The following is a 16,231-nucleotide window of genomic DNA, read 5'->3' as shown; positions in this document are numbered from 1 at the left end:
TCGATCCTCTCCGTTCGAATTCACGCCAGCTGCCTTTCCTCATGACCGGCTCGCTAAGACCACTCCGCCTCGGTCCAGAGTCAGGTCGATCTTCCCGTTCCATCAAAGCCCAGCTCAGGGCGCAACTTGGATTGTGAGTGACGTTGCGGTCCAATCGGCCGGAGGTCCGTTCGCGATCGGCTGCGCGGCAGGGGGATCGGCTTGAGGGACGGGATTCGTCATCGGGCTTGGCGTCGGGGCCGCTGGTGCAGGTATCGAAGGAGCTGCCGGCTGCCCGGTCAAGGCAGCGGGAGTCGGATCGTAGACCGAGGAGAGTCCACGCGTGGCGATTCGACTCAAGTCCTGGCGGAGATTCGTGACGCTCGATGCGACCACCGATCGCGTGGTCACCATTGTCGTAGCCTGAGACGCCGGCGCGGAAGTACTCCTCACTCTCCGGCGGATGGCTTGCGCGGTCTCCAGATCCGTCGATGCAAACACCCGCACCGTGTCGGTACCGGTCGGAGGCGCATAGTCCCAATGAAAACCCGCATGATTTCCCGACTGCAACGAATCCGGAATCGTCACCACGTCACCGGCCCGCACCCAACCTTCGGGATAGAAGGACGCTTGTTGATGTTCAGTCGGAAACAGAAGATTAAGGTGCCCTTCGGAATCCACATCCACAATGGTCAGGTAGCTATCCGCCGTTGCCTGGATTTCCAACTGCAGGCTGTTACCGGCTGTGCGGGGGTCGCCTTCGCGCCGGATGCGGTACTGTGCCGGTTCCGTGTCAGCGACCACGGCGATCCCGCGGCTTTGGCGGCGAGGCGCTCCGGCGATTCTCACGTCGACTTTGATCTGCGCCGAAGGATTATCCAGGGTCAGGAGTTCGGAGGCGTTGGCGGAACGGGACAACACCAGCGCCAGCCCGGCGCCCCACTGCGAGTCTTCCATCGCGAACGAGCTGACGAGCTGCAGCCCATCCGCGGAATACAGCTGTAGCTGATTCTCCTTCACATCCACCAGAAATTGAGCCGACTGCCCAGGCTCGACAATTTGCACCTCACGTCCCTGTTCGTGCAGGACCTGCTCGATCTTTGCGCGACGTTCCTTCGGGACATCCAACAGGCGAATGGGCACTCGTTCCGGCGAAGCCGCCGGCAGAAATGCCACGGCACGCGAGCCGGCTGCGACCGAAAGCTCCTTGCCCTGCGGTTTGGCGAGGGCATCTTTTGCTCGTGTCTGCGTAACCGTCAGCAGGCCGAGCGACTTGCCGGGTGCGAATCCCACTTCGTTCGGAGGATACACCGCCCACGTCGATCCCGGCGTGGCGCCGAGCAACTGGCCGTTGACGAGGAGAAAGTCTCCCCCGTTCTGCGCTTTGACCTCGACCCAAGGCAAACGGGCAGTCCCGGTCGCATTCGCTCCATTGCCCGGCTCGGAGGGCGCGGGCAGGAGCGGGGCGTCCATCAGCGCGGGAGGGGCTTCCAGTTGTGGCTCCGGCATCGAGATGCGGCCGAAGTGGGCCTGGATGCGTTTCATCTCCCTCTCGACTCCCGAAAAAATCTCCCGCGGCGAGGCGGAGGGGCTGGCCGAGCCCATGCTGCGAGACAGTGAGTAGGAAAAAAACCCGTGATAGCGTCCCCCGACCGGTCCGTCGAGGGCTTCTTGGTTGGCGGCGGCGCCGGTCATGAGGACGTAGCGTGTGCTGGTGACCGGGACGACCTGACGCGTTTGCACACCGGACGATCGGTACAGCTCAGTCCTCGTATCTTGCGGGACCGAACGGGTCCGGATGTCCAAAGAACGCGTTGCGGTTCCTGAATGGCAGGAGTCGAGGACGATCAAGACGCTGCGGGCCTTCAGCCTGGCGACGATGGCCTCCAATTCGTCGTCGGTGATGTCGGGAATGTTGGGAGTTCGTCCGTCATGCGGCACCAGCGTTTCGTCCAGGTGATCGTCGACTTCGTCACCGCTGACGTCCTCGACTTGGGAGCCGTGTCCCGAGTAATGCACGTAGACCATGTCCGATGGGCCGGTCTCTTGGACCAATCGTTCAAAAGCCGCAAAGATGCCGGCTCGGGTGGCAGCCTGGTCGGTGAGCATCGCGATGTGTTGCGGCTGAAACCCCCAGCGTGTGGTGAGTACTTGCCGCATGGTTTCGATATCGTTGAGAGACCCGTTGAGAGTGGGAAGTACTTGGTAACGATTGATGCCGATCAGCAAGGCCCGTTTTGTCCCGGCCTTGCCTGCTTCCGCAGCCTGAGCCGTGGGAAAAGCGATCAGGGTGCAGAGAAGCAGGGTCGCGATACGCTGCATCATGGGGATTCCTCGCCTCATGGTCGGTCTGTCGTGTCGCTCGGCAAAAGGTTCAAGGCGACAGCCGCTCCGCCCGCCGAATGATTTTGGACTGCTGTCGCAGGCTCTGGATTCTTGCATCGACCTGATCTGCCACTGCCGGTCCCACTTCCACGGTATAGCGTCCATCGGCACCAGGCCCATCCACGATACGGCCTTGCAAGCCCTGTACGATCCGTCGAATCTGTGCCTCGGTGACCGATTCCTGAAACAGGATCTGAACCTTGGTGGACACGGGGGCAACAGCCCTTGTGGAGATGGTGCTCGGAGGCAGCGGGCTCTGCTGCCCCGCCGACCACAGCAGCAAGAGCAGTTGGCCGACCAGGAGCGTGGCTGCCAGCGTCGGCATCCAGCGCGGTGCAAACAGGTTCCGGAACCACTGTTCAAGGGTTTCGCCCACTGGGAGTGCGGCCGGCTGGGAATTGGAAGCGGGACGATCTTCCCGGGCGCTCTGGATCTTGGCCATCACCGCGGTTTTGAGCCGTGGGGCGGGGGCCGGTGTTGCGGCAAAGGCATCCCGCATCGGGAGCCGCAAGGCTTTGAGTTCCTCCATCTCGCGCCGACAGGCATCGCAGTCGGCGAGGTGGTGTTCCACCGCCAGGCGTTCTTGGTCCTTCAGGGTGCCGCTCACATACCAGGGGAGGAGCAGGGCAGTGGGATGTGCGGCTTGGGTCTCGTGCGGTGCGCTCATAGCACGGACTCTCCTGCCGTCACGCGGTCCATGTGACGTTTCAGCTGCTGCTTTGCGTAGAAGACGCGCGTCTTGACGGTGCTTTCATGAATCTCGAGCAAGGTTGCGATCTCGTCGTAGGGCAGCTCCTCATAGAAGACCAGCCGAAGGATCTCCTGATGTTCGGGGGACAACTTGGCCACGGCTTGTCTGGTGATCCACCCCAATTGTTCGCGATGGATCTGCTCGACCGGTGAGTCCTCCCGATCGGGAATGTCCGGTGCGTCGTCGAGCGGAAGCGCCTGTTGCTGGTGGCGGCCATGGCGGCGAAGCGCGTCAAAGGCCTTATGTCGTGCGATCCCGAAAATCCATGTGGAGACCCGCGACTGATGGGCGAAACGACGCGCCCCCTGCCACACGGCCAGCATGACGTCGCCGACGACCTCTTCCGCCAGGTTGGGATCCCGCACCAATGTACAGATATAATGGTAGACGCGCTGTTCGTAGAGCCCGTACAGCTTCTCAAAGGCCTGGGGATCTTCCGTTGCCACCTCCGTCACGAGCCTAACCTCCGCTGCATTCTGGTCGTGAGTCGGATCCATGGGCCTACATGTTCAAGGATAATACGGGGAAGCGCTGCCCGGGCGCCTCAGCTCTAGCACAGATACCGCCGCGCCCTCAATAGCGGCCCGTTGACCCTTCGATAAACGAGAGACTACAATCGTGAACCTTTCCAGGGATGGCGCGACAGACGGGTACAAGGTGAGGTGATCTCATGAATGCACGCCGACAGTCGCTCCGGCGCCCTGCCAGCACCCACGCGGGGCTACTGGTTTTTGTGCCCTTTCTGCTTTTGGCGTCCTGTGCCGCCGCGCCGTTTTTGATTCCGGCCGGTATTGAATTCGCCCGCAATCTCCTCGTCACCAGCAACAAAAATTACGGCGGCAAGTATTCCGAAGACATGAATCGGCTGATGGTGCGTCTCAGCACGCCCTATGTGGCGATGGGGTTGCCCATGGGCACCTCGCCTGCGGCGTTGGTCCCGCCGACCATGCTGATGCAGCAGCAACAGGCGATGATGAACGCCCAAGCATCCGGCCAGCAAGGTGTGGGGATGGGCATGGGTATGGGATACCCAGATCCGTACAATCCCGCGGGCGGCATGGCGGGTGGCTATGGAATGCAGGGATACGGCGGGATGGGCGGATACGGCGGCATGAGCGGGTATGGTGGAATGGGTGGGTACGGAACGTCGCAATACGGTTATCAAGGGCAGGTCGGAGGGTATTATGATCCCAGTAATCCCTATGCCTCTGTGCCCGGCATGAATGTGCAGGCTCCTGCCTATGGCATGACACAGCCCTACGGCGGGCAGTATGGCCAGTACGGGACCCAACCCTATGGAGGGCAGATGGGTGGATACCCGCCCCAGCCCGGCTATCCAGCCCAACAGGGATTACCGCCGCAACCGGGCTATCCGTCCGCCGCGCCGGGCATGGCCGCGCAGGCTCCCGCTCCCGGCTATCCTCCACAAGGGATGCAGGGCTATGGTCAGCCGCCGATGCAACCGGGGACGTACCAACAGCAGATGGATCCCTATCAACAACAAGCCATGCAGGGCGGCTATCAGCAACAACCGATGCAACCAGGGGCGATGGGTGGTTACCAGCAGCAAGGGATGCAGGGATATCAGCAGCCGATGCAAGGCTACGCCCAGCAGCCGGTGCAGGGCTATGCCCAGCCTGGGATGCCGCAGCCTTATGGGCAGGCCCCTAACGTCGGCGTGTCGTACCCGGGCGGCGTCTATCCGCGAGGCATCCCAGGACCGGTTGAACCGGTGGCATTGGACGTGGCGCTCATCCGCCAGGTCAATGGACCGAACGGAAAGCAAGTGACGCTCGTGCAGGACGGTGAAACCTTGAAGGGCGGGCAGGACGGAGATCGCTTCAAGCTGGTGGTGCGAACCAACTGTGAATGTTTCGTGTACGTGATCTCCATCGATGGTTCGGGGTGGGCGCAGCCGGTCTTCCCTACGGCCAACGGCACGGTCGGCAATCCGCTCAAGCCGGAGGTGGAGCAGGCCTTCCCGGACGGGCCCTATTGGTTCACGCTCGATCAGTTCAAGGGGGTGGAGACCTTCTTTCTCGTCGCCTCTCCCGCGCGGCGGACCGATGTGGAGGAAAGTCTCGCGCAACTGGCCGGCCAACAACGACCGGCGGGGCAGGTTGCCGCGCAGGTCGAGGAACCGGCCGTGATTCCGAACGGATTCGGCAAGACTCAGGCTGGTCATGCCACTCAGGTGCGTGACGAAGCGCAACAGGCCGTCCAGGTCACCCCGCTCTCTTATGTGGCGGCGAAGGTGGGAGATGATGTGCGGGTCACGCGCTGGTTTCGCCACCAGTAGCAGGATGTTGAAATGATCGCCAACTGCGTTCTCGCATCGCTCAGCGGCTCAACGGCCGAGGCGAAGTACGCGTCGCCGCTTCGTTCGCTGCGGCCTTGCCGTCGATCAGTTTGGACATCCTGCGAATTCACTCTTCTGGTGACGAGTTTATTGTGAAGCGTAGCTCGTGAGTAATGGATCCCATGGCGACTCGTGAGCAACACAGGATGGAAGGCTCTCCTCGGAACGAATGATCACCTTGCTGTCCCTCGGGCTTCAAACGTCGTTGGTGCTACTCGGATTATTGACATCGCTGTACGGGCCTATTCCCCTGGCGGACGCGCAAGTCTTTCCCCCTCGTTCCAATACCCCATCCGTGCCGGTGCAGCCGGTTCCTCCTCCAATGGGGCAACAGATGCCAGGGCCCAATCAGATGCCGCCGATCCCGGGGCAACGGCAGCAAGGCATACCTGGAGCAGGGATGCAGCCGATGATGCAACCGCCACAGGCTCCGGCGCCTTTGGTCAAGACGATTCCACTGGCGCTCCTGCTCGGCGGGGATCTGTCGAAATCGTTCGTGCAGCTGACGAACCTGCGTGGGCAAGTCGACTCGAACTTTACGATCGGGCGGAGTCTGGCCGGACGCTTCACCGTCCCGCCGTATGTGCATGAGGCGTCAAACGGCAGCCGCGTGTTCGTGCATGCAAACGGTCTGTCCAACCCACCGGTGGTGAAGTCCGAAGGCAATGAGCTGCATCTGGAGTTTCATTTCCCGAGCCTGCAATTCAAGACCTACTACCGAGACTATTCCCCCGAAGGTGATCAGGCGGTGGGTGATACGGTGGGCGAGAATGCGATTGTCGATATCTTCATTCTACCCACGACGAACCAGCAGGGATTTCCCACGTACCAGGCGGTACGGGCGGGGTTTCGGGGAACACTCAAGCCGCAGGACAAATGCACGTACTGGTTCGACGTCATTTTCCCGATCAATATCTGCGAGGTGTCGAAGAAATACCTGGATACGCTCGGCAACGCGATTGAAACCGGCGTGCGTGAAGCCTTGAGCCATCCGCAGACCCGCACCCAGTTCGATCAGATCGTTTGGCAGACACTCCGTGCCGATCTACTCATGCAGGCCGGCATCAATCCGATGAGCCCGGCCCAGATCCAGGTCCTTGAAGCCTCGTTCCACGGCACCGACTACGTGGTCAAGTATCTCCCCAGGTAAGTCGCCCGATCGATCCCGCGCGGCGCCGGCGCGTCTTGTATCCTTTGCATACGCCTGTGTCGGCGCAGGCAGGTAATCGGTATCATCCTCCCTGCGCGACACAGGCTCTGCGTCGCGTTGCCGATGCGGAGACTCGCTCGAAAGCCTTATTTCGAAGTGGGCTTTTTCACCAAATCTTTTACGAGCTCCGGGGTGAGCGTTGAAGGAACCGGAGTATCCTCATCGGATGCCGTTGCCGTTCCCGCCGTGCCGCGTCGTTGAACCCCGGCCATCCCGGCGGCGCCGATATTGTTGCCCTGCAGGCCAGGCATGATGTGACTGCCGGCCGGCTTCCGGCAATTGATCACCTGATTGGTATTGTTGTCGACGGTGCAACAGAGCATGGTGTCGCCGCCGCAAAATAGGACGTGGGTGTTGGGCCGGCGCTGCTGTGTACTTGACTGGCAAGTCTTCAACTCACCTGTTACCGTGCCTACTGAATGATAGGCGGTGACGCCAGGCCGAACACGACTAGTTGGAATTTCTCGTTCGGTGTCGACGCGCCGTCCCGTCTTGTCGTGAACAAGGTCACGCCGGAGCCATCTTTAAAAATGCCGGCAAAGAATCCGCTCGTGGTTTGAATCGCGTACGTGCAGTTGCCCTGGTCGATGAGGCGGAATTTTTCCCAGGCCTGCACCTGCGTCGCGTCAATGTGGAAGATGGGGGAGGATCCCCCGACGCAGGGCCCGCCGAAGAGGCCTCCGCAATCAGGTGTCCAATATTTCCTGTCGTATTTCTCGACTTGCCCGCCGCCTCCCAGCGCAGTGACGTATCGTCCATTCACGGTTTGGAGTGCGAAAGTGCCATCGCCTTGTCGAATCACCTTGAGTCTCATCTCCGGCTCACTCGGGTGGCCGTTCAGGCCGAACCAGGTCTTGCCCTGATAGGTGGAGGAGGCGAGAAATTCGCCGTCGGCCGCCATGATGCCGTACTCATACCCGGAGCCAGGATCACCACATTTGACGATGCGGAACTGCTCCCAGGCTTGGACTTGTCTGGCATCGCTGTGGACGGCGTCCTGGTAGCGCCCTCCGGCCCCCACGGCCGTGAGGAAGTTACCTTTGCTTGTCCCGATCCCGTAATAGGGCGGGGGGTATCCGCCCATATAGACCAGCCGGAACCGTTCCCAATCCTTCGGCTGTGTCGCGTCGGTGTGCAACACATTCGCGGTCATGCCGCCGCCGTTGACCGCCGTCAGGTAGTTTCCTGTCGCGGTTTGAATGAGTTTGTCATAGGAGGAGGGCGGCGAGGCGATACCGAGCTTGAATTTTTCCCAGGGGCCCGCCGAAGTCGCGCTCGTGATGACGGTTGGGTCTCCGGTCCGGCCGCCGCCGTTGATGGCCGTGAGGTAATAGCCTGTCTGCGTTCTAAAGGCGAACTCCCCGGGATAGGCGCTGGTGAAATTGGTCGATAGGGCTCCCACGACCGCTGTCCCGGCGGTCGCACCCGGAAGCACCCGCGAAACCCCACGCTCCTGCACCTCTCCCGCCGTGTCCGGCGCCGCCGTTGCCTGCCCGGAAGGCGTCTCGTCGGGAATCACGGGAACTTCCATTGCCGGGGTGTCTTTCGCGACGCGGTCCTTACCAGGGTCCTTTGCCGCGCAGCCGGCAAGCCCCATGCATAATGCTGCTGTTGCTACGAATGTGAGGACTGCTCTATGTCGCATCTGGTGCCTCCTGGTCCGAAGGTGATGGTCCGCTATGGCGACTGTCCCTTGGTTGCCTGAGTATTCGGAAATGAGTCGAAAGGATTGTCCGGCAGGTTCACTCGAAGATCAACAATGAATCCCGCGGGATCAGAAGAAATGCACGTCCGATGTTGGGATTAGGCTGTTTCATGGCACAGCCGCCGTTGAACGGATGTCCCTGGTCGCGGCGCAACTGAATGCATTGAATATGTATTGGGCAGTACGTGTTCACACACGCACTACGCACCGCCATGGGATTCGGAGCGCGATCGGCGAAGTTCGCCCTGACGTTCAAGGCGAGTTCCTTCAGATCATTGCATCATCATGTTGCCACCTGATCGTTGGGCCCCGAGGATCATGAGGCAGCTGACCTTGCACCCATTCGTTGATGACGGGATGCAGAGGGCCAGCCCGCCGTCAACCGAAACGCTACAACCGCCGGTTTTGGGGCAACGACAGCTTGCTTCGACGCCGTTGCCGCCACTGTTAGGTCTGAGCATCACCTTTCCGCCTGGGAGCGGCTGCAAAGTATAGCCTGGATTGGCTCGGAGCCGATTGCCCTCGAGCACACCGCCCTCAAGGCGTGTGATTGGTGGGGTGACACCACCGGGTCCCATGCGAGGAACGGCGCGTTCTTGAATAGCCCCGGAAGCTGGTTCTTCCGGCGATCCTGCCTGCGCAATCACCAGCACCGCGTTCTCCTCGCAGGAGCTCTCTTCCGAGACCATGTCGTCCTTGTCGGCCGCGAGGATGTTTGAGCTTGTCAGAAAGAGAAGCCCGCATAGGACGGACAATATTTTGCATTGCGACATTGGAGAGCCTCCTTTGCGAATGAGTCTGCGGTCCCTCATGGATAGGGATGATCAGCGTCGCATATCGTGAGATCACACCATCCCGATCCGATGTCTATTGTATGGCCTTCATCCCGCCCATTGCGGGGTTATCAATCGTAATGCTGCAGGAGGTGCATTGACCTTTGGACAAGCAGGTAATCTTCTTGTTGCTGTCTCGGTACGCGTAGCAGGAACCGGTACCGGTGCTGCTGCAGACGCAGCGGCCGGTGGCGCCGAGCCCGCCACCTCCTACCGGCATAAGCATGATGACCCCGTCCTGGCGAACACCGACTTCATATCCGGGATTAGCTGTTAGCTTATTGCCTTCAATGGTGGCACCCTTGAACACAGGCAGGGCGGGGCGGCCTGGCTGCATTCTGGGGACGGCACGTTCTTCCACTGCGCCTTCATTCGGCTTGTCCTGTGTTGCCTCTGCCGCCGCGATCACGATAGTTGTATCTAGTTCACATTCCTTCATCCCTTCCTGAGCAGCGGCATGACCGGTGATAACCAACATCAGCATACCGAGTAGACCAATGCCCCAGCCGGTAGCTTGCATCTTGTGCCGTAACCGTATGCTCATGGGGTCCTCCCGATAGGTATAGTGAGTGCGTGTGTCTAATCCTCGAATTGGCCGGCTCGCCAATTCAGGAGCTACTGCATCCTCATTCCCGGCGATACGATGCCGGTCGTGACTCGCATCTGGCAGTCGCCTTTACAACCATCCGGACTGCACCAGGCGGAATGGGAATCAGCTTGCATGAAACAGCCTCCGGTTTTTGTGCATCGGCAGGACATGTTGAAGCCATTTCCCCCTCCTGAGGGTCTCAGGAGGGCCGTGCCATCCGGCTTCCGTTCGAGTGTGAAGCCGGGCTTTATTCGCAGACGATTGCCTTCCAACACACCGCCTTCGAATTGCGGCACGGGCATGCCGGGAGCACCCATCCGTGGAACCGCCCGTTCTTGCACATCATCGGGCGGATTGGTGCCTTCGCTCGGCCCCGCTGAGGCATCCGCGACGAGCACCAGTTCCGTGTTTTTACAAGAGGCTTCATCGCTGGTCGGTTGAGCGGCAATGGCGGCCTGCGAAAGCGGCAGAAGCATCGTGACAATGCACAGCTTCAAGAATCGACGAAATCCATATGAGTCTCTCATTGATGTGAGCCTCCTTCCCACCCCGCATGGTGGCGTGCTTGACCATGCTCATTGCATGATCATGCCGCCGTCTGAAAATTTAGAAATCTTCATGTCACAGGTGTTGCTGCAGGGATTGTCCGCGGTCTTGCTGCACCAGGCGCTACCGCCCTGCACAACCATCTTGCAGCCCCCTCTTCCCAACGCACAAAAGCAGGAAAAGCTGCTGCCTCCGCTTCCGCCCCCGGGTTTCCTGGCCATCACGGAGCCATCGGCTTGTGGCTGGAGCACGTATCCAGGCTGCACGAGCACCCGGCCTTTCTCCAGGATAGCGCCCTCTACTGCGCCCGGTTTCACTCCCCGCGCCATTCCGCCAGGGCCCATTCTCGGAACCGCTCGTTCCTGCACATCGCCTGATGGGGCGGTTTCGCCTGTGGACGACAGGGCGTCCTCCGCAGCAGCCAGCTGGATCAACGGCTCTTCAGCGCAACGTTGACCTTCAAGCTCGGCGGCGGAGGATGCAAGGGAGCACGCGAGGGACGCAAAAAGCCCGAAGGCTGCCAGCCATGCGCGTCTTATCTGCTGTGTCTGTGACATAGTGCCTCCTGTTAGTGTCATCGCATAACGTGCAGTGCGAGGAAGTCCCTCTTTCTTGTCGGGTCAGTCGGATGAAGCCGCTTCCTGGTTCACTTCTTCTTGGACTCCGATGGCAACTCCCGTGCCGGTAACCGGCAATGGCCGTCGACACATTGCAGGATCAGCTTGCAGCCGCGACGCTCCCTCTCCACGCGCGTAAGGGGCGATATTGCCTATCATCGATGGTCGCGCACGGTTGGACTATCGAGATAGGGATACCATCGGAGCGTCTTAGTCATGGAGTATTCATAATAGGCCTGACAATTGTCGTTCACCGCTTTCAGATTGCCTTTGACGATGGCGGTCGTGCCTGTAAGGAGGTGCTGCGAGGAAGGACCGGCGGCCACGGTAAATCCACATCCGGCCGGGAGGCAGTTCCATAACATTTCCGTCGCCGCGTTGTCCTCGTCATAAAACGTTTCGCTCGGACGCGAGACCTTGTGCGACCAGCTCACTTCCTGGCGGGCCCAGGCAAACGGGCTGATGGTGGTGCGAGCTCCGGCGCGGGTGCTGAATCTCACCTTGTGGTACTGCTGATCCGGCGCGTACCAGGTGAAAAGGATTTCGCTTTTGCCGACGGCATCGCATTTGCTGATCAGGTCGAAGGCGAATGGCCCGATACTGACGTCGTAGAGCGGATCGAGCGGGGCTTGCCAGTTCACGGCAAACGTTTCGAACCCTCCCGAAGCTTTGGGCTCACGCAGAGAAATCGATATCGTCACGGTGCGAGGCTTCCCGTCGCCTTCCTTGTCGTTATGCAGAAAGCGGTTGCCGGAGGCACGCACGTACGACTGGGTGATGCGCTCATTGCCGGCTGAGGAATAGTAGCCGATACTGATTTCCACCGGTTGAGTCACCGGAAGGTTTGGGGCGACAGTGACGAGGGTGCTCAAGCTTTTGTAGGCGAGTCGCAATGCGTTCGCCACCAAGGTCAAGTTGGCGGTGGGGGCTTGGTATTGGGCTTGAACAAACGTATTCGCCGTTGCTCCTTGGAACTTGTCCGCGATGCCTCGTTCTTGAATCTCGCCGGTCACGGGAGGCGGCGTCATCAGCGTGGACGGACTTTCTGGCTGCACCTGATGGTCGCGTATCACGGCCTGTTCCTGGATCTCGGCTGCCCCTTCAGGCGTGGCGTTCACAGTCGAGCTTGCCTGTTCTTCCTGCGCGGCGGTCGACGAGGCCAAGGATTGTTGAGCGGCCTGTGCCGGGAGTTCAATCAGGATGCCGCAAGCCATCCCGAGAATCAGACATGCAGCAGATGGGAAACGGACGACGGTCATGCGAGTACTCCTTGTTCTCACTTGCTCTCTGGTTGGGGCGTCGTGGATTCTGTCCCCGACGGAGCCGTCTCGCCTTCTACCCCTCGTCGGAGGATCGGCGCATTCTTGCCGGGATACATCGGCGGCCGCAGGGAACCGCCGGGATTCTGTCGTGCCGGTGTGCAGATGATATAGGCATCGGTGCAGCGATCCTTGCATCGCTGGATGTTGTTGTCGATGTCGATGAGTTGATCGCATCCCCGCAGGCAGGCGGTGCGTTCGTCCTTGCACTGCTTCTCGGTCTTCTGGGGCCCGCTTCCGGTATTGGGTGCAGCCTGGCTGACGGCCGGCATCCGCATGACGCCGATGCCCGAGCCGAGAGCAACGAGGAGTATCAAGTGGTTGAGGCCTTTCATAATCGATGTCCTCCCTAACGCCACGGCTCCGACTCGAGAGATGTTCCTATTCATGATGGTCTCCATCTCTATGCGAGTGTTGAGTACGTGAGGCAATGATTTATCTCGGTATGGTCGGCCCTGTTCCCCCCGGGCCGATCGGTGGGATTTGAGGATCGTTCGGGCCTTTCGGCGGAACCGGTGGCGCAGGGCGAGGAGTCGGCCGTTTCACGCTACGTTCTTTGACGTCGCCGCTGCTGTCTTTGCCCGCCTCTCCCTCGGTGGCCGTTGCGTCACCTTCGACGCCTCGCCGCATGATCTGCTGATTGCGCAGCATGCCCTGGTTGAGGTTCCCCTTCGGTCCGGTCGGCGCGATCCTCGCCGGCCGGCAGTTCTTGTTCTTATCCGGATTGTTGTTGGTGTCGCAGTAGTAGCCCTTTCCGTCGATCGTGCAATACCACTGGCCGACGCTGACCACTTCGCACGTTGCATCGGCACCGGTCCCTTGGCGAATGGGGGCGGCATTGCCTGTTGAGGCGATGCCCCAGTCCAGTGCCAGGACCGATATCGCGATAAGGCTGTATGGCACGCTATGGGATCGGCGCAAGCTCATGGATGTTCTCCTTCAGACGCAAGGCAATGGACTGTCCTTAGCGAACGGGTGCCGGAATGGTCTGGCCGCGGGGAGGAACGGCCATGCCGGGCTTGCCCGAGGGAGGCGGTATCTGCTGCAAGGCCCCCGGCATTTGCTCGGGCCTCATGGTTGGCAACTTGCCTCGCATCGCCGACCCAAGCGAGACGCAACTGGCGTCGTTGCAGCAGGAGATTTCTCCGGTCGCGCCATCGCACATGAAGGAGAAGGAGCCTCCGGTGGCCTGGGCGTTGTCCGCCATGTTCCGGCAGGCTTGGGCACCGGACGGATTCTTGGCGGCCAGCTGATTGAATTTGTCTCCAGAGATCGAACAAGCGGACGCGCTATTCGATGGTCTCCTGGGCGCAGCATGAGCCGTTTCTGTAACGATCGCCCCTATGAGAATGGCTAGGCTAAGCCAGACGGCGGACGGCTGGTACATCATGGATGCTTCTCCTTTCACTCACGGCGACGGTAAATCCTTACCCTTCTCTTCCGCATGCTTCCCGCAAGCTCGTTCAGTCACGGTTCCATCTCATCGCACCGCTATCGTCTCTGCATCGGCGTGCACTCGCAGCTCTGGCTTCCGGGAGGGCAGGAGCCGGGGCAAAACGGCGACAACAGCTGGCACTCGGCCTGGTTGTGGCAGGAGCAGTGTGTCACCTGGAATGGGACTTGGTACGCGCAAAGATTCGGCGGCAATGCCGGCATAGGGCCCCGGCTCATCGGCACGAATTCGCAGTGGGTGCTGCCGACCGGGCATGAGTTGGGAAACAACGTCGTCAACGGCTGACATTCCGCTCCGGTGAAGCACTTACATTGGGTCAGCATTTTGGTTTCTGTGCGGCAGAGCTGCGGAGGCGGACCTCCGGCCGGTGCAGGCGGTGTGGGTAATACCTTCCGTCCGCCCGGCGCCTTCTCAAGAAGGAGTGGCGCGAGGCCGCGCTCCTGCACGTCGCTGCCGAGGTCCGTGGTCGAGGACGCTGGAGGTGAGTCTGCCCCAGCACCTGCTCTCAGGACCGCAGGGGGTCCCCAACACATCAGCACGATGCAGGCGCAGGCTACGAGGAGGTGTACCAGTCTTTGAGTGGCTTGGGACATCAGGGTGCCTCTTACCGTCTTGGTATGTTGGCCGGTGGACCCGGTTGTGTCGGTGTCACGGTTCTGCCGAGGTCGCACGATTCGACGGTACCGCTGTTGGAGCAACAGAGCGGAGTGCCGGAGATGTCGCACCTGAAATAATATTTGCGGCCGCTCGGGTCAGTCATGTTGTTGTCGAGGCATTGGTGATACGCGTTGGGATTGGTCTGTTTCAGTTTGCTGATCTGCTCGCAGGTGCAGCCACCTCCGCACATCCGTGGACTTTTGGGTTTTGCCTCAGCTGACCAGCTTGCAATGATCACGATGCCGACCGCCATGAGAATGGACGATCTGAGAAATATCATTGCGAACCTCCTGGCTATGCCGCTCAACGTGACTGCGCCGGTGCTTCACGACTTCTGGCCTGTTACTTGGCTACGCTTTCGCCCGCAGGTGCCGACTCCGTAGGCTGTCCGCCGTCGACGCCACGGCGCTTGATCGGCGGTGGATTCAATGTGCCGGGCTGGGCGGTCACACGCGGAGCCGCAGTTCCGGCGAAGGTGCACATCGTGTTCCCGTTCTTGTCGTTCGAACAACAATTGACCTGATCCCCCACACAGACCATTTCTGTGTGCGCGCCGCCGCCCACGGCGATGTCCCGCGCGATCCGGTCTGCGCAGGCTTGAATGCCGGGCTGATTCGATTGAATCTGATGTGCCGTGCAGCCGTTGATGCGAGGTTTTGCCGATGTCTGCTCAGTGACGGTGCTCATGACGATGATCGACAGGCCCAAAAAGACGACGGCGTAGCGGTGCTTCATGGTCGATTCCTCTCTTCTGATTGGTTGGATGACACGGTTGATTCATGCATGACTGCACTTAGACTCCGCCGGCGCCGGCTACCGCCCAAACACGGGCCCTCGGCTTGGCCCCGTTTGTCCTCCGGGCACGACGATGACGAATCTGCGCCAGACGCTGGGATAGCCGGCCGCCGTCCTGGCCACTGGATCAGCGGGGCGTTGCACCCGGAGTCGCCAGGTGCCGGGCTTGTCGGCGATGCGTGGGGGAAGCCGATAGGTGCCCGCCAGAAGATCGGGCACGGCCACCTTCCCTTCGATGCCTTGCGAAAGCCAATTGCAGGCATTCTTCGCTTGGTCGAACACGCAGAGCTGAAATTCGATCTGCACCAGATTCCCCAAGGTGTCCTTTTCGGGAGCCCTGACCATCAGCAGCATTGGGCCGCCTCGCACAAACTGCGCCCCTTCGGCCGGGCTCAGGATCGTCGGCATGTAGGGGGCATTGATGGTCTGGTCGAGTGCGCCGGGAACCTGTTGGGGTAGTCCGGAGATCTTGGCTTGGCGTTCCTGCTGCAATTGCGTCAAATAGGTTTGGCGCTGGGCCTTGTAAGCTTGGATGCGCGGAGGATCGCGCCGCAAATAGGAGGCCGAGAACGGCGGCGGGATCGGCCCGCTTGGAGAAAACTGGTCCATCAATGGGGGAAAGGTCAGCCCTTTCCACGCGATTCGCAAAGAGTTGCGATCGCAGATTCCTCCATCGATCCATGGGTCGCCGAAGCAGTTCATGCTGAGCAACATCTCGCTGTTTCCCTGAGGAGAAGAGAAGGTATATTGCTCGGTTGCCTTTCCAGTTGGTGTTCCAGCTGTAAAGGTTCCTTTGCCGTAGAACGTCCAAACAGAAGAAGCGTTGCCACCACTGTCCACATACGCGCACATGCCTTGGAGATCGTAGGTGGCGGTTGTTTCCGTGAACTGCGCTTGAGCGTGGAACTGAGGCTTGCATTGGTACGGCATGGTAAAGTCTTCGCCGCCCCAAGCATGGGGGACGAGCGTGGTGCCGAGGATCGCTGCCAGAAGCATGAGTGAGCGAGTCGGTGGCATAGTTCCCCAGGCTGTG

General features: G+C 60.5%; 18 protein-coding genes. 3 read left to right on the top strand and 15 right to left on the bottom strand.

The window, feature by feature from the left end:
• Positions 1 to 114: 114 nt before the first annotated feature.
• From KF814_05285 to KF814_05275, 3 genes are read right to left on the bottom strand one after another with little or no spacing between them, the layout of a single operon-like run.
• A complete protein-coding gene (locus KF814_05285; protein ID MBX3235544.1) occupies positions 115 to 2,304 on the bottom strand; it encodes a caspase family protein in 2,190 nt (729 codons plus the stop codon).
• Positions 2,305 to 2,353: 49 nt separating this feature from the next.
• The gene (locus KF814_05280; GenBank protein MBX3235543.1) at positions 2,354 to 3,031 is read right to left on the bottom strand and encodes a zf-HC2 domain-containing protein; all 678 of its coding nucleotides are present in this window, start codon (positions 3,029 to 3,031) and stop codon (positions 2,354 to 2,356) included.
• Entirely contained in the window at positions 3,028 to 3,570 is a 543-nt protein-coding gene (locus tag KF814_05275; protein ID MBX3235542.1) for a sigma-70 family RNA polymerase sigma factor, read from the bottom strand. The genes KF814_05280 and KF814_05275 overlap by 4 nt, the downstream gene beginning before the upstream one ends.
• Positions 3,571 to 3,785: 215 nt before the next feature.
• On the opposite strand from KF814_05275, the gene KF814_05270 reads away from it, so the two are divergent.
• Together KF814_05270 and KF814_05265 are read left to right on the top strand one after the other, a co-directional pair.
• A complete protein-coding gene (locus KF814_05270; GenBank protein ID MBX3235541.1) occupies positions 3,786 to 5,414 on the top strand; it encodes a DUF4384 domain-containing protein in 1,629 nt (542 codons plus the stop codon).
• A 469-nt stretch (positions 5,415 to 5,883) separates the two neighbouring features.
• Complete coding sequence (locus KF814_05265; GenBank protein MBX3235540.1) at positions 5,884 to 6,624, top strand: hypothetical protein; 741 nt, start codon at positions 5,884 to 5,886, stop codon at positions 6,622 to 6,624.
• Positions 6,625 to 6,770: 146 nt separating this feature from the next.
• On the opposite strand, the gene KF814_05260 is transcribed toward KF814_05265, so the two are convergent.
• The 9 genes from KF814_05260 to KF814_05220 all read right to left on the bottom strand — a co-directional run bounded on the left by KF814_05260 (position 6,771) and on the right by KF814_05220 (position 13,220).
• Positions 6,771 to 7,007, bottom strand: a complete 237-nt coding sequence (locus KF814_05260; protein ID MBX3235539.1) for a hypothetical protein — start codon at positions 7,005 to 7,007, stop codon at positions 6,771 to 6,773.
• Between the two features lie 89 nt (positions 7,008 to 7,096).
• Positions 7,097 to 8,329, bottom strand: coding sequence for a hypothetical protein (locus KF814_05255; protein ID MBX3235538.1), 1,233 nt, complete (start codon positions 8,327 to 8,329; stop codon positions 7,097 to 7,099).
• A 332-nt stretch (positions 8,330 to 8,661) separates the two neighbouring features.
• Entirely contained in the window at positions 8,662 to 9,162 is a 501-nt protein-coding gene (locus tag KF814_05250; GenBank protein MBX3235537.1) for a hypothetical protein, read from the bottom strand.
• A 94-nt stretch (positions 9,163 to 9,256) separates the two neighbouring features.
• Positions 9,257 to 9,766, bottom strand: a complete 510-nt coding sequence (locus KF814_05245) for a hypothetical protein (GenBank protein ID MBX3235536.1) — start codon at positions 9,764 to 9,766, stop codon at positions 9,257 to 9,259.
• A gap of 71 nt (positions 9,767 to 9,837) precedes the next feature.
• Positions 9,838 to 10,338 carry a hypothetical protein gene (locus KF814_05240; protein MBX3235535.1) on the bottom strand — a complete coding sequence of 167 codons (501 nt, stop codon included), beginning with the start codon at positions 10,336 to 10,338 and terminating at the stop codon, positions 9,838 to 9,840.
• A 48-nt stretch (positions 10,339 to 10,386) separates the two neighbouring features.
• Positions 10,387 to 10,914, bottom strand: coding sequence for a hypothetical protein (locus KF814_05235; GenBank protein MBX3235534.1), 528 nt, complete (start codon positions 10,912 to 10,914; stop codon positions 10,387 to 10,389).
• A gap of 215 nt (positions 10,915 to 11,129) precedes the next feature.
• Positions 11,130 to 12,233, bottom strand: coding sequence for a hypothetical protein (locus KF814_05230; GenBank protein ID MBX3235533.1), 1,104 nt, complete (start codon positions 12,231 to 12,233; stop codon positions 11,130 to 11,132).
• A 17-nt stretch (positions 12,234 to 12,250) separates the two neighbouring features.
• Positions 12,251 to 12,682, bottom strand: a complete 432-nt coding sequence (locus KF814_05225; GenBank protein ID MBX3235532.1) for a hypothetical protein — start codon at positions 12,680 to 12,682, stop codon at positions 12,251 to 12,253.
• Between the two features lie 46 nt (positions 12,683 to 12,728).
• Entirely contained in the window at positions 12,729 to 13,220 is a 492-nt protein-coding gene (locus tag KF814_05220; protein ID MBX3235531.1) for a hypothetical protein, read from the bottom strand.
• 83 nt (positions 13,221 to 13,303) lie between these two features.
• Between KF814_05220 and KF814_05215 the strand changes: the two genes are divergently transcribed.
• Positions 13,304 to 13,546, top strand: coding sequence for a hypothetical protein (locus tag KF814_05215; protein MBX3235530.1), 243 nt, complete (start codon positions 13,304 to 13,306; stop codon positions 13,544 to 13,546).
• Between the two features lie 804 nt (positions 13,547 to 14,350).
• Here the strand turns inward: KF814_05215 and KF814_05210 are convergent.
• From KF814_05210 to KF814_05200, 3 genes are all read right to left on the bottom strand, one after another.
• Entirely contained in the window at positions 14,351 to 14,683 is a 333-nt protein-coding gene (locus KF814_05210; GenBank protein MBX3235529.1) for a hypothetical protein, read from the bottom strand.
• Positions 14,684 to 14,745: 62 nt separating this feature from the next.
• Entirely contained in the window at positions 14,746 to 15,138 is a 393-nt protein-coding gene (locus KF814_05205; GenBank protein MBX3235528.1) for a hypothetical protein, read from the bottom strand.
• 78 nt (positions 15,139 to 15,216) lie between these two features.
• Entirely contained in the window at positions 15,217 to 16,215 is a 999-nt protein-coding gene (locus KF814_05200) for a hypothetical protein (protein ID MBX3235527.1), read from the bottom strand.
• Positions 16,216 to 16,231: the final 16 nt, after the last annotated feature.

This window comes from Nitrospiraceae bacterium, assembly GCA_019637075.1.
Classification (GTDB): domain Bacteria; phylum Nitrospirota; class Nitrospiria; order Nitrospirales; family Nitrospiraceae; genus JAHBWI01.
Note: the sequence above shows the minus strand (reverse complement) of the source record. Positions and strands in the feature narration are given on the sequence as shown.

What these genes read in the sequence shown, in the direction of transcription:
- KF814_05210 (MBX3235529.1), bottom strand. Translation starts at nt 14,683, where the DNA reads ATGATATTTCTCAGATCGTCCATTCTCATGGCGGTCGGCATCGTGATC.
- KF814_05205 (MBX3235528.1), bottom strand. Translation starts at nt 15,138, where the DNA reads ATGAAGCACCGCTACGCCGTCGTCTTTTTGGGCCTGTCGATCATCGTC.
- KF814_05220 (MBX3235531.1), bottom strand. Translation starts at nt 13,220, where the DNA reads ATGAGCTTGCGCCGATCCCATAGCGTGCCATACAGCCTTATCGCGATA.
- KF814_05225 (MBX3235532.1), bottom strand. Translation starts at nt 12,682, where the DNA reads ATGAATAGGAACATCTCTCGAGTCGGAGCCGTGGCGTTAGGGAGGACA.
- KF814_05215 (MBX3235530.1), top strand. Translation starts at nt 13,304, where the DNA reads ATGCCGGGCTTGCCCGAGGGAGGCGGTATCTGCTGCAAGGCCCCCGGC.
- KF814_05255 (MBX3235538.1), bottom strand. Translation starts at nt 8,329, where the DNA reads ATGCGACATAGAGCAGTCCTCACATTCGTAGCAACAGCAGCATTATGC.
- KF814_05265 (MBX3235540.1), top strand. Translation starts at nt 5,884, where the DNA reads ATGATGCAACCGCCACAGGCTCCGGCGCCTTTGGTCAAGACGATTCCA.
- KF814_05260 (MBX3235539.1), bottom strand. Translation starts at nt 7,007, where the DNA reads ATGCTCTGTTGCACCGTCGACAACAATACCAATCAGGTGATCAATTGC.
- KF814_05240 (MBX3235535.1), bottom strand. Translation starts at nt 10,338, where the DNA reads ATGAGAGACTCATATGGATTTCGTCGATTCTTGAAGCTGTGCATTGTC.
- KF814_05250 (MBX3235537.1), bottom strand. Translation starts at nt 9,162, where the DNA reads ATGTCGCAATGCAAAATATTGTCCGTCCTATGCGGGCTTCTCTTTCTG.
- KF814_05200 (MBX3235527.1), bottom strand. Translation starts at nt 16,215, where the DNA reads ATGCCACCGACTCGCTCACTCATGCTTCTGGCAGCGATCCTCGGCACC.
- KF814_05245 (MBX3235536.1), bottom strand. Translation starts at nt 9,766, where the DNA reads ATGAGCATACGGTTACGGCACAAGATGCAAGCTACCGGCTGGGGCATT.
- KF814_05230 (MBX3235533.1), bottom strand. Translation starts at nt 12,233, where the DNA reads ATGACCGTCGTCCGTTTCCCATCTGCTGCATGTCTGATTCTCGGGATG.
- KF814_05235 (MBX3235534.1), bottom strand. Translation starts at nt 10,914, where the DNA reads ATGTCACAGACACAGCAGATAAGACGCGCATGGCTGGCAGCCTTCGGG.
- KF814_05280 (MBX3235543.1), bottom strand. Translation starts at nt 3,031, where the DNA reads ATGAGCGCACCGCACGAGACCCAAGCCGCACATCCCACTGCCCTGCTC.
- KF814_05285 (MBX3235544.1), bottom strand. Translation starts at nt 2,304, where the DNA reads ATGATGCAGCGTATCGCGACCCTGCTTCTCTGCACCCTGATCGCTTTT.
- KF814_05270 (MBX3235541.1), top strand. Translation starts at nt 3,786, where the DNA reads ATGAATGCACGCCGACAGTCGCTCCGGCGCCCTGCCAGCACCCACGCG.